This is a genomic window from Burkholderia gladioli (assembly GCF_000959725.1).
GTDB classification, from domain to species: Bacteria; Pseudomonadota; Gammaproteobacteria; order Burkholderiales; family Burkholderiaceae; genus Burkholderia; species Burkholderia gladioli.
Genome location: NZ_CP009323.1, coordinates 2,061,832 through 2,076,016 on the forward strand (window position 1 = coordinate 2,061,832; position 14,185 = coordinate 2,076,016).

Here is a 14,185-nt window from a genome sequence, read left to right on the forward strand (position 1 = left end):
CGGCCGGGCGGGACGCGGCAGTCGGCCGGATGGCCAGTGCACGGTGGCGCGGCCGCCAGCGAGAGAGCCCGGCGCCGCTGCTCACGGCGGCGCGGGCCGGCTTCAGCGCAGCAGGGCGCGCGCGCCGCGCGTGGTGCGCGGCTTGAACAGCTTGACGGTGCGCACGGCCTGGTCGTCGCTGCGCATCACCTCGAGCATCACGTCGCCGATCTTCATGCAGACGTCGCCGTCGGGAATCTCCTCGAGGATCTCGAGGATCAGCCCGTTGAGCGTCTTCGGCCCCTTGGTCGGCAAGCTCAGGTGCAGCCAGCGGTTCAGTTCGCGCAGCGGGATGCTGCCGGCGACGATGCATTCGCCGCTGGCGTTCCAGCCGCCGCGCGAGCTGCCGCCGTTCGGCGTGGAGGTGGTGAACTCGCCGATCAGCTCCTCGATGATGTCCTCGGGCGTGAGCAGCCCTTCCAGTTCGCCGTATTCGTTGACCACCAGCGCGGTGCGCTGTCGGCTCTCCTGGAAATACTGGAGCTGCTGGAACACCGGCGTGCCCGAGGGCACGTAATAAGGCTCGGCCAGCAGGCCGCGCAGCGTGTCGCGGTCGAGCTCCTGGTTGTGCAGCGCGGTCAGCGTCTTGCGCACGTGCAGCACGCCGAGCACCTGGTCGATATCGCCCTGGTAGACGATCAGCCGGTTGTGGTAGCAGGTCTCCAGCTGGTGGAGGATGTCGTCGAGCGGGGCGTCGAAGTTCAGCGACTCGATCTGGCGGCGCGGGATCATCACGTCGTCGACGGTGATGTTCTCGAGGTCGAACAGGTTCAGCAGGATGCTGCGGTGCTTGGTCGGCATGAAGCTGCCGGATTCGAGCACGATCGAGCGCAGCTCCTCGGGCGAGAAGCGCTGGTCGCGATCGCCCTGGGTATTGATGCGCAGCATGCGCAAGATGCCGTTGGCGAGCTGGTTGACGAACCAGATCACCGGTTTCATGACGCGCATCAGCGGCGCGATCACCAGGCTGGCCGGCAGCGCGATGCGCTCGGGATAGGTCGCGCCGACGATCTTCGGCGTGATTTCCGCGAACACGATGATCAGGAAGGCGACGATGCCGGTCGCGATCGACAGCACCAGGTTGTCGTGGCCGAAGGTGCGCAGCGCGATCGAGGTGGTCAGCACCGGGATGATGGTGTTGAACAGGTTGTTGCCGATCAGGATCACGCTGAGCAGCGTGTCGGTGCGCGACAGCAGGCGCTGGGTGGTCTTCGCGCCGAGCGCGTTCTGGCCGGCGAGCAGTTTCAGCCGATGGCGGTTGAGCGCCATCATGGCCGTTTCAGAGATCGAGAAGAAGCTGGAGCAGAGGAGCAGGACAAAGACGGCGCAGATTTGCGCCCATAAGGGAATGTGGTCCACTCGGATCGGGGTCGGTCAGGGTCAGGAATGGGAATGACTATAGCAGAGGGGCGGGTGCCGCTCGTGACGGGCCGGCTGCCGTGCTTCGCCGGCGACAGGCGAAAAAAAACCGCGCAGTGACTGCGCGGTTTTTGCAATTCTGGTCGGGGTGAGAGGATTCGAACCTCCGGCCTCTACGTCCCGAACGTAGCGCTCTACCAGGCTAAGCTACACCCCGAATTGGACTCTTCTGCCACTTTCGTCTCTTTCAAGACTTTCGTGTCGTCGAGTAAGAACATAATTCTAGCAGCGAGTTTTTGAAAATGGAAGAGGGAAACGAAAAAATTGCATCGGCCGCGGCCTGGGCTTCCTGACGCGCGCATTCCAGCGTGTGGTCGAGCGCGCCCGAACGCGTGATCGCCTCGAAGATCGTCTCGAAGCGGTCGGTGCCGCCCTGCTCGATGGCCTCGCGCGCCAGCGCCTGCTGCTCGGGCGTGCCATGTTCGAGCAGGTGGATCAGCGGCAGCGTCGGCTTGCCTTCGCGCAGGTCGTCGCCGGCGTTCTTGCCCATCGATTCGGCGGTGCCCGCGTAGTCGAGCCAGTCGTCCATGATCTGGAAGGCGGTGCCGATGCGGCGGCCGTATTCGGCGGCGGCGGCCTCGGTGCTCGCGTCCGCGCCGGCCAGCACGGCGCCCAGCCGCGCCGAGGCCTCGAACAGCTTGGCCGTCTTGTAGCGGATCACCTGCATGTAGCGCGATTCGTCGACGTCGGCGTCATGCATGTTGAGCAGTTGCAGCACCTCGCCCTCGGAGATGATGGTGGTCGCCTCGGAAAGGATCTCCATCACGCGCATCTTGCCGACGCCGACCATCATCTCGAACGAGCGCGAGTAGAGATAGTCGCCCACCAGCACGCTGGCGGCGTTGCCGAACAGCGCGTTGGCGGTCTTGCGGCCGCGCCGCAGTTCCGATTCGTCGACCACGTCGTCGTGCAGCAGCGTCGCGGTGTGGATGAACTCGACGACGGCGGCCAGCGTGTGGCGATGGCTCGAGCCGTCGCCCAGCGCGCCCGCGACGAGCAGCAGCAGGGCAGGCCGCAGCCGCTTGCCGCCCGCGCCGATGATGTATTCCGCGATCTGGTTGATCAGCAGCACGTCGGACGACAGGCTGTGCCGAATCACGCGGTTGACCTGCTCCATATCGTCGACGATCGGGGCCAGCAGTTGGGCAGCGCTCAGGGAAGGGGAGGCAGTGGACGACATGATCATGGAATTGGGTAGTGCGCCGGATTATAAGGCGATTCGGCGCCGCGCCGGGCCGGCGCCTGCCGGATGGCCGGTTTTGCGCGCCGATCTGTGGTGCGATCGCGGCGCGCTGGGCGCGCGTCGGCGACACCCGACGAGACCGCGCCGCACCGGGTGACACGAGCCCCGGCGCCTTGCTCGGCGGGCCGCGAGAGGCCGCTGCCGGCTACAGGGCCGCATCGAAGCGAGGACACGCCCGGGCTGCGAATCCACAGCCGGAAACGGTCCCGCGAGTCGCATCGACGATAGGTTTTGACCTGACTGCTAACTCTCTGTATAATCACGCGTTTTCCGTGCGCGGTGCATGGAAAAACAGATCCAGAGTGAGGTTCTCAATGTACGCGGTCATAAAAACCGGTGGCAAGCAGTACAAGGTTGCCGTCGGCGAAAAACTCAAAGTAGAACAGATACCGGCAGACATTGACGCAGAAATCACGCTCGACCAGGTTCTCGCGGTAGGCGAAGGCGAATCGATTCAGTTCGGTACGCCGCTGGTCAGTGGGGCTTCCGTCAAGGCTACCGTTGTCTCCCACGGTCGTCATGCCAAGGTCACCATCTTCAAGATGCGTCGCCGGAAGCACTACCAAAAGCACGGCGGCCACCGCCAGAACTACACCGAACTGCGCATCGACGCGATCAACGCGTAAGCGCCAAGACGGTAAAGGAGCTATCAAATGGCACACAAAAAGGCAGGCGGGTCTTCCCGCAACGGCCGCGACTCCGAATCGAAGCGCCTCGGCGTGAAGGTTTACGGCGGCCAGGCAATCAATGCCGGTGGCATCATCGTCCGTCAGCGCGGCACGCGCATGCACCCGGGCGAAAACGTCGGCATCGGCAAGGACCACACGCTGTTCGCGCTGGTCGATGGTCACGTGAAGTTCGCGACCAAGGGCGCAGCCCGCAAGCACACGGTTATCGTCGTTCCGGCCGCTGCGTAAGTTTTCGCCGGTTCGGGCTTCATAGCCTCAAAGGCCCCGCGGAACACGCGGGGCCTTTTTCATTTGCGCGATGGCGCGCGCGGCCTGGCCGGCCCGGTCTGGCTCGACCTGCCCCCGGGGCGGATTGGTCAAGCGCGGCGGCACGCGGCACAATATTGGTTCAAATTCTGGGCGGAGCAACGGATGAAGTTCATTGACGAAGCGCGAATCGAAGTCATCGCCGGGAACGGAGGTGATGGCAGCGCGTCGATGCGCCGCGAGAAGTTCGTTCCGTTCGGCGGGCCGGACGGCGGCGACGGCGGCCGCGGCGGCAGCGTCTACGCGGTCGCCGACCGCAACATCAACACGCTGATCGACTACCGGTTCGCGAAGAAACACCTGGCGCGCAACGGCGAGAACGGGCGCGGCTCGGATTGCTACGGCAAGGGCGGCGACGACATCACGCTGCGCATGCCGGTCGGCACCGTGATCACCGACATGGATACCGGCGAGCTGATCGCCGACCTGACCGAGCACGAGCAGAAGGTGCTGGTGGCCGAAGGCGGCGCGGGCGGCCTCGGCAACCTGCACTTCAAGTCGAGCACCAATCGCGCGCCGCGGCAGAAGACCGATGGCAAGCCCGGCGAGCGCCGCATGGTGAAGCTCGAGCTGAAGGTGCTGGCCGACGTCGGTCTGCTCGGCATGCCCAACGCGGGCAAGTCGACCTTCATTTCTTCGGTGTCCAACGCCAAGCCGAAGATCGCCGACTACCCGTTCACCACGCTCGCGCCGAACCTCGGCGTGGTGCGTGTGGGCCCGAGCAAGAGCTTCGTGATCGCCGACATCCCGGGTCTGATCGAGGGCGCCGCCGAGGGCGCGGGCCTCGGCCACCAGTTCCTGCGCCACCTCCAGCGCACCGGCGTGCTGCTGCACCTGGTCGACCTCGCGCCCTTCGACGAGAACGTCGATCCGGTCGCCGAGGCCACGGCCATCGTCGGCGAGCTGCGCAAGTACGACGAATCGCTCTACGAGAAGCCGCGCTGGCTGGTGCTGAACAAGCTCGACATGGTGCCCGAGGACGAGCGCGCCGAGCGCGTCGCCGATTTCATCCGCCGCTTCGGCTGGGATGGCCCGGTGTTCGAGATCTCGGCGCTGACCGGGCAGGGCTGCGATAACCTCGTCTACGCCGTCTACGACTACCTCACCGAGCATTCGGATGCGCATCGCGCCTCCGAAGCCGAGGACCTGGCCGCCGACGTGCGTTTCCGCGAGACGCCGGGCGGCGCCGCGCCGTCGAAGTCCGACGCGGACTGAAGGCCGGCGGCGGCGCATGCCGCCGCCGTGCCCGGCTCGGGCGACGGGCTCGCGCCCGTCGCATCCCGATTTGGATTGCGCTTCACTGACAGGAGTTAGCGCACGATGCGTTCGATCATCGCCGATTCGAAGCGATTGGTTGTGAAGGTGGGTTCCAGCCTCGTCACCAACGACGGGCGCGGGCTCGATCATGCGGCGATCGGCCGTTGGGCGGCGCAGATCGCGGCCCTGCGCGAGGCCGGCAAGGAGGTCGTGCTGGTCAGCTCGGGCGCGATCGCCGAGGGCATGCAGCGGCTCGGCTGGAGCAAGCGGCCACGCGAGATCGACGAGTTGCAGGCCGCCGCCGCGGTCGGCCAGATGGGGCTCGCGCAGGTCTACGAGAGCCGCTTCGCCGAGCACGGCATCCGCACCGCGCAGATCCTGCTGACCCACGCCGATCTGGCCGATCGCGAACGCTACCTCAACGCGCGCTCGACCCTGCTGACGCTGCTGCGCCTGGGCGTGGTGCCGATCATCAACGAGAACGACACGGTGGTCACCGACGAAATCAAGTTCGGCGACAACGACACGCTCGGCGCGCTGGTCGCGAACCTGATCGAGGGCGATGCGCTGGTGATCCTGACCGACCAGTCGGGCCTGTTCACCGCCGATCCGCGCAAGGACCCGGCCGCCACCCTGGTGCAAGAAGCCGATGCGGGCGCGCCCGAGCTCGAAGCGATGGCCGGTGGTGCCGGCTCGAGCCTGGGCCGGGGCGGCATGCTGACCAAGATCCTGGCCGCCAAGCGTGCCGCGCACAGCGGCGCCAACACGGTGATCGCGAGCGGCCGCGAGACCGAGGTGCTGGTGCGGCTGGCCGCGGGCGAGGCGATCGGCACCCAGCTGATCGCACGCACCGCGCGCATGGCTGCGCGCAAGCAATGGATGGCCGACCACCTGCAGGTGCGTGGCCACGTGGTGATCGACGCCGGCGCGGTCGAGAAGCTGACGGCTGGCGGCAAGAGCCTGCTGCCGATCGGTATCGTCGCGGTGCAGGGCGTGTTCGCGCGCGGCGAGGTGATTGCCTGCGTCAACGATGCCGGTCGCGAGATCGCGCGCGGCCTGACAAACTACAGCAGCGCGGAAACCAAGCTGATCCAGCGCAAGCCGAGCGGTGAGATCGAAACGGTGCTCGGCTACATGCTCGAGCCCGAGCTGATTCATCGCGACAATCTAGTGCTGGTCTGAGGCAGCTCGCGCCCCAGTAAAAAAGCCCGCGCGGGATATCCCGCGCGGGCTTTTTCATTGAGCAAGCGGTAGTCGCTCGATCGGCGGTGTCTCAGCGCACCTGCTGGTTCAGGATGGTGCGATGGGCACGCAGGTTGTCGATGATGGTGCTGGTCTTGGCGGCCGGCATCTTGTTCGAGCAGAAGTAATCCTGGTAGAGCGCGGCGCGATAGGCATTCAGGTTGCCGTTCTCGATGCGCTGCCAGTCGGTCTCGACGGTGCGGTCCCAGCCGTTGTGGTCGGCGTTGAGCGCCGCGTACTGGCGCCATTCGTAGGTGTCGCAGCGGATTCCTTCGTAGATCACGTTGCGCGCGCCGGCCGGGCTGGTGATCACCGAGGTGTAGCGGACGATGCCGTCGGTGCCCACGCTCAGCGAGCTGGCATCGACGAAGAACTTCAGCGGCGTGTTCTGGGAGACCTCGAAGGGCAGCAGGTTGGACGGCTGCGGCAGGGGCGGGAGCGTATCGACCGTGTTTTCCTTCCAGCTGGGCTGGCGGTCGAGCAGGTAGACGAACGCGCTGTCGTCCTTGTTGGACGGCTCGCTCGATGTCTTGGAATGGGCGCAGCCGGCCAGCACGGCAACCGCGGCGAGCGACGCCGCGGCGAAAGCGAACGATTTCAAATTGCACACCTCGAAAAAAGGGCGCGGCAAACGCTGCCGCGCCCGGACATGCCTCGATTCCTACCCCGGTCGGCCGGGATCAGTCGCGCAGCAGGAAACCGCCCGGCGTCTCGTCGAGCGCGCTGGCGCCCGGCTCGACTTCGGAACAGACCTGCGAAGCGTCGAACGGCTGGGAGCCGATCACGCGAGGATAGCGCGTCGCCCGCAGGGCGCGCACCTTGTTGCTGTCGGGCCGCTGCGCCGGCCGGCGCAGGAAGCGCGACAGTTCCGTCAGCGCCAACTGATACACATCCCGCTTGAACTCGATCACCGCGTCGAGCGGCACCCAGTACTCGTTCCAGCGCCAGGCGTCGAACTCCGGGTGGTCGGTGGCACGCAGACAAATGTCGCAGTCGCGTCCGACCATCCGCAGCAGAAACCAGATCTGCTTCTGTCCGCGATAATGCCCGCGGACTTCGCGCTTGATGAACTTGTCAGGCACCTCGTAACGCAACCAGTCGCGCGTGCGACCGATGATCTTGACGTGCTCGGGGAGCAGGCCGGTTTCCTCATGCAGTTCCCGGAACATCGCCTGCATCGGGGTCTCACCATACTTGATGCCCCCTTGCGGAAATTGCCAGGAATGCTCACGAAGCCGTTTGCCCCAAAACACCTCATTGTGCGCGTTCAGCAGGATGATGCCGACGTTCGGGCGAAAGCCTTCACGATCCAGCATACAACCACCTTCGAATCCTTTAAAATTGCTTTGATTATAAACAGATAACGGGCGCCGCGCACCGCAACGGACCGAATCTCGGCGAGCTGCGTCAGCTACACTGTCCCTGATTAGTCTGCTAAGTCATCTGTGCCGCAAGCGCCTGCTGGTCGCTCGTCGCGCATGATCATCCACCCCATTTCGCCTTTTTCTGGCGGCCCGGATTGGGCCGTCGTTTCTGGAACTGTCCGCATGAAAGCCTCCCGTTTCTTTATCGGCACCCTGAAGGAAGCTCCCGCCGACGCCGAGATCGTCAGCCACAAGCTGATGGTGCGCGCCGGCATGATTCGCCGCGTCGCCGGCGGCATCTACAACTATCTGCCGATCGGCCTGCGCTCGATCCGCAAGGTCGAGGCGATCGTGCGCGAGGAGATGAACCGGGCAGGCGCGATCGAACTGCTGATGCCGGCGGTGCAGCCGGCCGAGCTCTGGCAGGAATCGGGGCGCTGGGAGCAATACGGCCCCGAACTGCTGCGCATCAAGGACCGCAAGGACAACGACTTCGTGATCGGACCGACGCACGAGGAAGTGGTCACCGACATCGCGCGCAACCAGATCAAGAGCTACCGGCAGATGCCGGTGAACTTCTACCAGATCCAGACCAAGTTCCGCGACGAGATCCGTCCGCGCTTCGGCGTGATGCGCGGGCGCGAATTCATCATGAAGGACGCCTATTCCTTCGACAAGGACCAGGCCGGCCTCAAGGAGTCGTATCGCAAGATGTACGACGCCTATGTGCGCGTGTTCACGCGCATCGGCCTGGAGTTCCGCGCGGTGGCGGCCGACAACGGCTCGATCGGCGGCAGCGGCTCGCATGAGTTCCACGTGATCGCCGACACCGGCGAGGACGCGATCGCCTACTGCCCGAGCTCGGAGTTCGCCGCCAACGTCGAGGCCGCCGAGGCGCTGCCGCTGATCGCCAGCCGCGCGGCGCCGGCCGAGGCGATGGCCAAGGTCGCCACGCCCGGCAAGGCCAAGTGCGAGGCGGTCGCCGAACTGCTCGACATCCCCCTGGCACGCACCATCAAGTCGATCATCGTCGCCACCGAGAACGAGGGCGCCGAGCCCACCATCTGGCTGCTGATGCTGCGCGGCGACCACGATCTCAACGAGATCAAGGCCTCCAGGCTGCCGGGACTGGCTGGCTACCGGATGGCGACCGAAGCCGAGATCGTCGAATGGTTCGGCACGCCGCCGGGCTACCTGGGCCCGATCGGTACCCGGAAGCCGGTCAAGGTGATCGCCGATCGCACGGTCGCCAACATGAGCGATTTCGTGGTCGGTGCCAACGAGGTCGATTACCACATCGCCGGCGTGAACTGGGGCCGCGACCTGCCGGAACCGGAAGTCGCCGACCTGCGCAACGTGCAGAAGGGCGATCCCTCGCCGGACGGCAAGGGCGTGCTCGACATCTGCCGCGGCATCGAGGTCGGCCACGTGTTCCAGCTCGGCACCAAGTATTCGAAGGCGATGGGCTCGACCTTCCTCGACGAGGGCGGCAAGCCCCAGCCGATGGAGATGGGCTGCTACGGGATCGGCATCACGCGGATCCTCGGCGCCGCGATCGAACAGAACTTCGACGACAAGGGCATCATCTGGCCCGAATCGATCGCGCCGTTCGAGGTGGTGCTCTGTCCGATGGGCTATGACCGCAGCGAGGCGGTGCGCAATGCCGCCGACCAGCTCCACGCGGACCTGCTCGCTGCCGGCATCGACGTGATCCTCGACGATCGCGGCGAGCGCCCGGGCGTGATGTTCGCCGACTGGGAGCTGATCGGCGTGCCGCATCGCCTGGTGATCGGCGAGCGCGGCCTGAAGGATGGCAAGATCGAGTACCAGGGCCGCCGCGATACCGAAGCCAGCCTGTTGCCGGCCGAAGGCGCCGCCCTGACCGTCATCGAGAAGGTCCGCGAGGCGCTCGCGCGCTGAAGGCGCCCGCGCCGTCGCGGCGCGCAGCCGGAGTCAAACATGGAATACAACTTCGTGTCCGCGACGGTGCTGCTGATCCTGATCACGGATCCGCTCGGCAATATCCCGCTGTTCATCGCCGCGCTGCGCCATGTGCCGGGGCCGCGCCGCGTGCGCGTGATCCTGCGCGAGATCGCGATCGCCTTCACCATCCTGCTGCTGTTCATGGTGGTCGGCGACCGCTTCCTGCGGATGATGAGCCTGACCGACCTGTCCCTGCGTATCGGCGGCGGGATCGTGCTGTTCCTGATCGCGCTGCGGATGATCTTCCCGCACCCGGACGGCGCCTTCGGCAATGATCCGCGCGGCGCCGAGCCCTTCATCGTGCCGCTCGCGATTCCCGCCCTGGCCGGCCCCTCGGCGCTGGCCACCGTGATGCTGCTGACCTCGCAGGCGCCCGGCAAGACCATGGAGTGGGTCGGCGCGCTGACGGTGACGATGCTGGTCTGCGCGATCGTGCTGGTGCTGGCCGAGCGCATCCAGCGCTGGCTCGGCGAGCGCACCGTGATGGCCTTCGAGCGGCTGATGGGGCTGGTGCTGGTGGCGATCTCGGTGGAGATGATCCTGGCCGGCATCCGCGCCTTCGTGCACCAGCTGTAGATTGCACCCGAGGCGGGTTGCGCCTGGAATGAAAAACGGCTCGCGTGAAAACGCGAGCCGTTTCGTTTTGCGGCGCGAGGCGCCTGCGCGCCGCTCAGAACTGGGCGGTCAGCGCGCGGATCGTCGGCAGGTTGCGCCAGTAGCCCTTGGCGTCCATCCCGCAGCCGAACACGTAGCGATCCGGCACCGAGAAACCGCAGAAATCGGGATGCAGCGGCTTGGCCTTGGCCAGCGTCTTCTCGCAGAGCACCGCCGACAGGAAGCGCTTGGCGCCCATGTCGAGGATCCGGTCGCGGATCGCTGCCATGGTCTCGCCCTCGTCGAGGATGTCGTCGAGCACGATCACGATGCGGTCCTTCACCGATTCGCGCGGCGCCACGCGCCAGTGCATCTCGGGGCTGCCCTGGGTGGTGTTGCGGTAGCGCGTCAGGTGGATGTAGTCGAACTCGAGCGGGAAGTCGAGATGGGGCAGCAGCATGCCCGTGAACACGGCCGCGCCGCCCATCACCGACAGCACGAGCGGGAACGCGTCGCCGATCTCGGCGCGGATCGCCGAAGCCATCCGGGCGATCGACGCGTTGACCTCGTCGGCGGAGACGATCTGTTCGGAGTGTTGGAATATCTGGAGAGCTTCTTCGCGGTTCATGTGTTCTGAGGTGCGATCGGAAAAATCGGAAACGGCCCGGCGGGCTCGCATGCGGGCCGTCCGGGGCGGCCCGCGCTCGGGCCGGCGGGCGATGCGCTAATAGGATATACCGCGCATCGCGCCGCGTGGGGGCGGGAAAGTATCAGCGCAGGCCCGGCATCATGCCCTTCAGGCCGCGCATCATCTTCTGCATGTTGCCGCCCTTGAGCTTCTTCATCATGGTGCGCATCTGGTCGTACTGGTTCAGCATCCGGTTGACCTCCTGCACCGGCACGCCGGCGCCGGCGGCGATGCGGCGCTTGCGGGTGGCCTTGATCAGCTCGGGCTTGGCGCGCTCGGCCGGCGTCATCGAGTTGATGATGCCCTCCATGCGGCGGATCTGCTTCTCGGCCTGGCCCATGTTGGCGCCGGCCGCGGCCTGCTGGAACTGCGCCGGCAGCTTGTCCATCAGCGAGGACAGCCCGCCCATGTTCTTCATCTGCGAGATCTGCGCGCGGAAATCGTTGAGGTCGAAGTCGCCGCCCTTCTTGACCTTGTCGGCGAGCTTCTGCGCGGCCTTCATGTCGACGCCGCGCTGCGCCTCCTCGACCAGGGCGAGGATGTCGCCCATGCCGAGGATCCGGTTCGCCATCCGGTCCGGGTGGAACACCTCGAGGCCGTCGAGCTTCTCGGCCACGCCGACGAACTTGATCGGCTTGCCGGTGATGTGGCGCACCGACAGCGCCGCGCCGCCGCGCGAATCGCCGTCGAGCTTGGTGAGCACCACGCCGGTGAGCGGCAGGGCGTCGTTGAAGGCCTTGGCGGTGTTGACGGCATCCTGACCCAGCATCGCGTCGACCACGAACAGCGTTTCGGCCGGGTTGATCGCCGCGTGCAGCTCGGCGATCTCCTTCATCATCGCCTCGTCGATACCGAGGCGGCCGGCCGTGTCGACGATCAGTACGTCGTGGTAGTGGCGCTTGGCCCAGTCGAGCGCGGCGCGCGCGATCTCGACCGGCTTCTGGTCCGGGGTGGAGGCGAAGAAGTCGGCGCCGACCTGTTCGCTCACCGTTTTGAGCTGGGCGATCGCGGCGGGACGGTAGACGTCGCAGGACACCGTCAGCACCTTCTTCTTCTGCTTGTCGCGCAGCAGCTTGGCGAGCTTGCCGACCGTGGTGGTCTTGCCCGCGCCCTGCAGGCCCGCCATCAGGATGACGGCCGGCGGCGTGACGGCCAGGTTCAGCTCGGCGGCCTTGCCCTCGTAGTCGCCGCCGATCACGGCGGTCAGTTCCTTCTGCACCACGGCGACCAGCGCCTGGCCCGGCGACAGGCTGCTGAGCACCTCCTCGCCGAGCGCCTTCTCCTTGACCTTGGCGATGAATTCGCGGACCACGGGCAGCGCGACGTCGGCCTCGAGCAGCGCGAGCCGGACCTCGCGCAGCATTTCCTGCGTGTTCGCCTCGGTGAGACGGGCTTCGCCGCGCAGCGTCTTGACGACGTGCGCCATCCGTTGGGTGAGATTGTCGAGCATGGGGAGCGATGGACAGTGGGGCCCGAAGGCGCGCGTCGGCTATATTGACAGCCGTCGCAGGCGAGGGGCCTAGTGTAAACTTCGAACATGGATATTGTACTGTATGCCCTCACCGCGCTCCTGTACGGCGGCCTGTCCGTCGCGGGATGGCGGGCGCACCGTTCCGGCCTGGCGCAGCCGCTGGTCGCGAGCGTGCCGGCCGTGCCGCGCGAGACGCGTCCGTCCGCTGCGTCCGGGGTGAGCGGAACCGGCCGCGCGCTGCTGTTCGCGGCCCTGGTCTCGCACGGCGTGCTGCTGCACGCCACCATCTTCCCGCACGACGCGATGCTGTTCGGCTTCGCGTTCGCGCTCTCGGCGATGTTCTGGCTCGGTGCCGGCATCTACTGGATCGAGAGCTTCTTCTTCCCGCTCGACAGCCTGCGCCTGCTGGTGCTGCCGCTGGCCTGCGTGGCCTCGCTGCTGCCGCTCGGCTTCGGCGGCGTGCGCGTGCTGCCCTATGCGGCCGCGCCATTGTTCAAGATGCACTTCCTGATCGCCAACATCGCCTATGGATTGTTCGCGATCGCGGCCCTGCACGCGGTGCTGATGCTGATGGTGGAGCGTCGCCTGCACGCGCTGCGCCAGGGCAGCCGGATCGAGTCGGCGGGTTTCCTGGCCGGCTGGCTGGAGACGCTGCCGCCGCTGCTCACGCTCGAGAAGCTGTTGTTCCGCCTGATCGGCGCCGGCTTCGTCCTGCTCACGCTGACGCTCGCCTCGGGCATCCTGTTCAGCGAGCAGGTCGACGCGCGTGCGCTGCGCTTCGACCACAAGACGGTGTTCGCGATCCTCTCGTGGTTCATGTTCGGCGGTATCCTCGTCGCGCGCCGGCTGTCCGGCTGGCGCGGACGCGGTGCCGCGCGCTGGGTGCTAGCCTCGTTCGGCGCGCTGTTGCTCGCCTATGTCGGCAGCCGCTTCGTGCTCGAGGTGCTGCTGCACCGTTCCGTGGTCTGATGGCCTGATTCCGATGCGTAACCTTCTTCTGCTGATCCTCCTGTTCTTCGCCGGCTCCTGGCTCGCGCGCAAGCTGCGCCAGGCGCAGGAGCGCACCGGGCGCGACGGCGCCGCCGCCGGCTCCTCGGCACGCGGTGCCGGCGGGCCAGGCTTCGGTGGCGGCGCGCAGCCTGCGGCCAGGCGGCCCGCCTCGCTGCCCGAGCCGATGGTGCGCTGCGCCGTGTGCGGCGTCCACACGCCCAAGGGCGAGGCGATCGCGGCGGCCGGCGAGTACTTCTGCTGTCCCGAGCACGCGGCGCGCCAGACCAGCTCGGCCGGCCGCGACGCGTCGTGAGCGACACGCTGCGGGTCGGCGCCGACGGCTGGGTGAGCGGCGCGCGCCACGCACCCTCGCCGAACCACGAGGCGCGGCCCGCGCACGGCGTGCCGCCCACCCTGCTGGTGGTGCACAACATCAGCCTGCCGCCCGGCGAATTCGGCGGCGACGCGATCGAGGCGCTGTTCCAGAACCGGCTCGACTGCGACGCGCATCCGTGGTTCGACGCGAACCTGCGCGGCCTGCATGTATCAGCCCACTTCCTGATCCGCCGCGACGGCGAGCTGGTGCAGTTCGTGTCCTGCGACGCGCGCGCCTGGCATGCCGGCCCGTCGAACTTCCTCGGCCGCGAGCGCTGCAACGATTTCTCGATCGGCGTCGAGCTCGAGGGCACCGACGAGCGCCCCTTCGAGGCGACCCAGTACGCGACGCTGGCCACGCTCACGCGCGCGCTGGCGGCGCGCTATCCGATCGAGGCGATTGCCGGCCACGCCGACATCGCGCCGGGCCGCAAGACCGATCCCGGCCCTTGCTTCGATTGGCAACGCTACGCGAGCGATGCCGGACTTTCGAGCGCATCGTTTCCTTACCTTCGTTAAGCGCGG

At 66.8% G+C, this 14,185-nt stretch carries 15 protein-coding genes and 1 tRNA gene; 9 read left to right on the forward strand and 7 right to left on the reverse strand.

Annotated elements, in window-relative coordinates; translation table 11 throughout:
- Positions 1 to 102: 102 nt before the first annotated feature.
- The 3 genes from BM43_RS26250 to BM43_RS26260 form a co-directional block, all read right to left on the reverse strand.
- Positions 103 to 1,398: an HlyC/CorC family transporter gene (locus tag BM43_RS26250; protein WP_025096841.1), complete on the reverse strand. Its 1,296-nt coding sequence runs from the start codon at positions 1,396 to 1,398 to the stop codon at positions 103 to 105.
- A gap of 140 nt (positions 1,399 to 1,538) precedes the next feature.
- A tRNA-Pro gene (locus BM43_RS26255) sits at positions 1,539 to 1,615 on the reverse strand.
- A 30-nt stretch (positions 1,616 to 1,645) separates the two neighbouring features.
- Entirely contained in the window at positions 1,646 to 2,638 is a 993-nt protein-coding gene (locus BM43_RS26260; protein WP_036038944.1) for a polyprenyl synthetase family protein, read from the reverse strand.
- 377 nt (positions 2,639 to 3,015) lie between these two features.
- On the opposite strand from BM43_RS26260, the gene rplU reads away from it, so the two are divergent.
- The 4 genes from rplU (at position 3,016) to proB (ending at position 6,135) form a co-directional block, all read left to right on the forward strand.
- Complete coding sequence (gene rplU / locus BM43_RS26265; protein ID WP_004194344.1) at positions 3,016 to 3,327, forward strand: 50S ribosomal protein L21; 312 nt, start codon at positions 3,016 to 3,018, stop codon at positions 3,325 to 3,327.
- Between the two features lie 27 nt (positions 3,328 to 3,354).
- Positions 3,355 to 3,618 (forward strand): 50S ribosomal protein L27, encoded by a 264-nt coding sequence (rpmA, locus tag BM43_RS26270; protein ID WP_013696571.1) that lies wholly within the window; start codon positions 3,355 to 3,357, stop codon positions 3,616 to 3,618.
- A gap of 183 nt (positions 3,619 to 3,801) precedes the next feature.
- Entirely contained in the window at positions 3,802 to 4,911 is a 1,110-nt protein-coding gene (gene cgtA, locus BM43_RS26275; RefSeq protein ID WP_036048336.1) for an Obg family GTPase CgtA, read from the forward strand.
- A 105-nt stretch (positions 4,912 to 5,016) separates the two neighbouring features.
- Positions 5,017 to 6,135 carry a glutamate 5-kinase gene (gene proB / locus BM43_RS26280; protein WP_025096838.1) on the forward strand — a complete coding sequence of 373 codons (1,119 nt, stop codon included), beginning with the start codon at positions 5,017 to 5,019 and terminating at the stop codon, positions 6,133 to 6,135.
- A gap of 91 nt (positions 6,136 to 6,226) precedes the next feature.
- Here the strand turns inward: proB and BM43_RS26285 are convergent, their stop codons facing one another.
- Together BM43_RS26285 and BM43_RS26290 are read right to left on the reverse strand one after the other, a co-directional pair.
- Positions 6,227 to 6,796: a CNP1-like family protein gene (locus BM43_RS26285; RefSeq protein ID WP_042283838.1), complete on the reverse strand. Its 570-nt coding sequence runs from the start codon at positions 6,794 to 6,796 to the stop codon at positions 6,227 to 6,229.
- 79 nt (positions 6,797 to 6,875) lie between these two features.
- Positions 6,876 to 7,511: an RNA pyrophosphohydrolase gene (locus tag BM43_RS26290; RefSeq protein WP_013696575.1), complete on the reverse strand. Its 636-nt coding sequence runs from the start codon at positions 7,509 to 7,511 to the stop codon at positions 6,876 to 6,878.
- A 231-nt stretch (positions 7,512 to 7,742) separates the two neighbouring features.
- Between BM43_RS26290 and BM43_RS26295 the strand changes: the two genes are divergently transcribed.
- Positions 7,743 to 9,479 carry a proline--tRNA ligase gene (locus BM43_RS26295; RefSeq protein WP_036048334.1) on the forward strand — a complete coding sequence of 579 codons (1,737 nt, stop codon included), beginning with the start codon at positions 7,743 to 7,745 and terminating at the stop codon, positions 9,477 to 9,479.
- A 39-nt stretch (positions 9,480 to 9,518) separates the two neighbouring features.
- On the forward strand, positions 9,519 to 10,118 hold the full coding sequence (locus BM43_RS26300) for a MarC family protein (RefSeq protein WP_013696577.1): 600 nt from the start codon (positions 9,519 to 9,521) through the stop codon (positions 10,116 to 10,118).
- Between the two features lie 94 nt (positions 10,119 to 10,212).
- Here BM43_RS26300 and BM43_RS26305 read toward each other — a convergent pair whose 3' ends face one another.
- Both BM43_RS26305 and ffh read right to left on the reverse strand, forming a co-directional pair.
- Positions 10,213 to 10,764, reverse strand: a complete 552-nt coding sequence (locus tag BM43_RS26305; protein WP_025096835.1) for a hypoxanthine-guanine phosphoribosyltransferase — start codon at positions 10,762 to 10,764, stop codon at positions 10,213 to 10,215.
- Between the two features lie 142 nt (positions 10,765 to 10,906).
- Positions 10,907 to 12,274, reverse strand: coding sequence for a signal recognition particle protein (ffh, locus tag BM43_RS26310; RefSeq protein ID WP_025096834.1), 1,368 nt, complete (start codon positions 12,272 to 12,274; stop codon positions 10,907 to 10,909).
- A gap of 87 nt (positions 12,275 to 12,361) precedes the next feature.
- Here ffh and BM43_RS26315 point away from each other — a divergent pair, with 87 nt between their 5' ends.
- The 3 genes from BM43_RS26315 to ampD are packed head-to-tail and all read left to right on the forward strand — an operon-like array spanning position 12,362 to position 14,179.
- A complete protein-coding gene (locus BM43_RS26315) occupies positions 12,362 to 13,264 on the forward strand; it encodes a cytochrome C assembly family protein (protein WP_013696580.1) in 903 nt (300 codons plus the stop codon).
- Positions 13,265 to 13,277: 13 nt separating this feature from the next.
- Positions 13,278 to 13,598, forward strand: coding sequence for a PP0621 family protein (locus tag BM43_RS26320; protein ID WP_036048331.1), 321 nt, complete (start codon positions 13,278 to 13,280; stop codon positions 13,596 to 13,598).
- Entirely contained in the window at positions 13,595 to 14,179 is a 585-nt protein-coding gene (gene ampD / locus BM43_RS26325; RefSeq protein ID WP_013696582.1) for a 1,6-anhydro-N-acetylmuramyl-L-alanine amidase AmpD, read from the forward strand. The genes BM43_RS26320 and ampD overlap by 4 nt, the downstream gene beginning before the upstream one ends.
- Positions 14,180 to 14,185 lie beyond the last annotated feature (6 nt).

Coding starts and splice junctions, on each gene's coding strand:
- BM43_RS26260 (WP_036038944.1), bottom strand. CDS start 2,638: ATGTCGTCCACTGCCTCCCCTTCCCTGAGCGCTGCCCAACTGCTGGCC.
- rplU (WP_004194344.1), top strand. CDS start 3,016: ATGTACGCGGTCATAAAAACCGGTGGCAAGCAGTACAAGGTTGCCGTC.
- rpmA (WP_013696571.1), top strand. CDS start 3,355: ATGGCACACAAAAAGGCAGGCGGGTCTTCCCGCAACGGCCGCGACTCC.
- cgtA (WP_036048336.1), top strand. CDS start 3,802: ATGAAGTTCATTGACGAAGCGCGAATCGAAGTCATCGCCGGGAACGGA.
- proB (WP_025096838.1), top strand. CDS start 5,017: ATGCGTTCGATCATCGCCGATTCGAAGCGATTGGTTGTGAAGGTGGGT.
- BM43_RS26290 (WP_013696575.1), bottom strand. CDS start 7,511: ATGCTGGATCGTGAAGGCTTTCGCCCGAACGTCGGCATCATCCTGCTG.
- BM43_RS26295 (WP_036048334.1), top strand. CDS start 7,743: ATGAAAGCCTCCCGTTTCTTTATCGGCACCCTGAAGGAAGCTCCCGCC.
- BM43_RS26300 (WP_013696577.1), top strand. CDS start 9,519: ATGGAATACAACTTCGTGTCCGCGACGGTGCTGCTGATCCTGATCACG.
- BM43_RS26305 (WP_025096835.1), bottom strand. CDS start 10,764: ATGAACCGCGAAGAAGCTCTCCAGATATTCCAACACTCCGAACAGATC.
- ffh (WP_025096834.1), bottom strand. CDS start 12,274: ATGCTCGACAATCTCACCCAACGGATGGCGCACGTCGTCAAGACGCTG.
- BM43_RS26315 (WP_013696580.1), top strand. CDS start 12,362: ATGGATATTGTACTGTATGCCCTCACCGCGCTCCTGTACGGCGGCCTG.
- BM43_RS26320 (WP_036048331.1), top strand. CDS start 13,278: ATGCGTAACCTTCTTCTGCTGATCCTCCTGTTCTTCGCCGGCTCCTGG.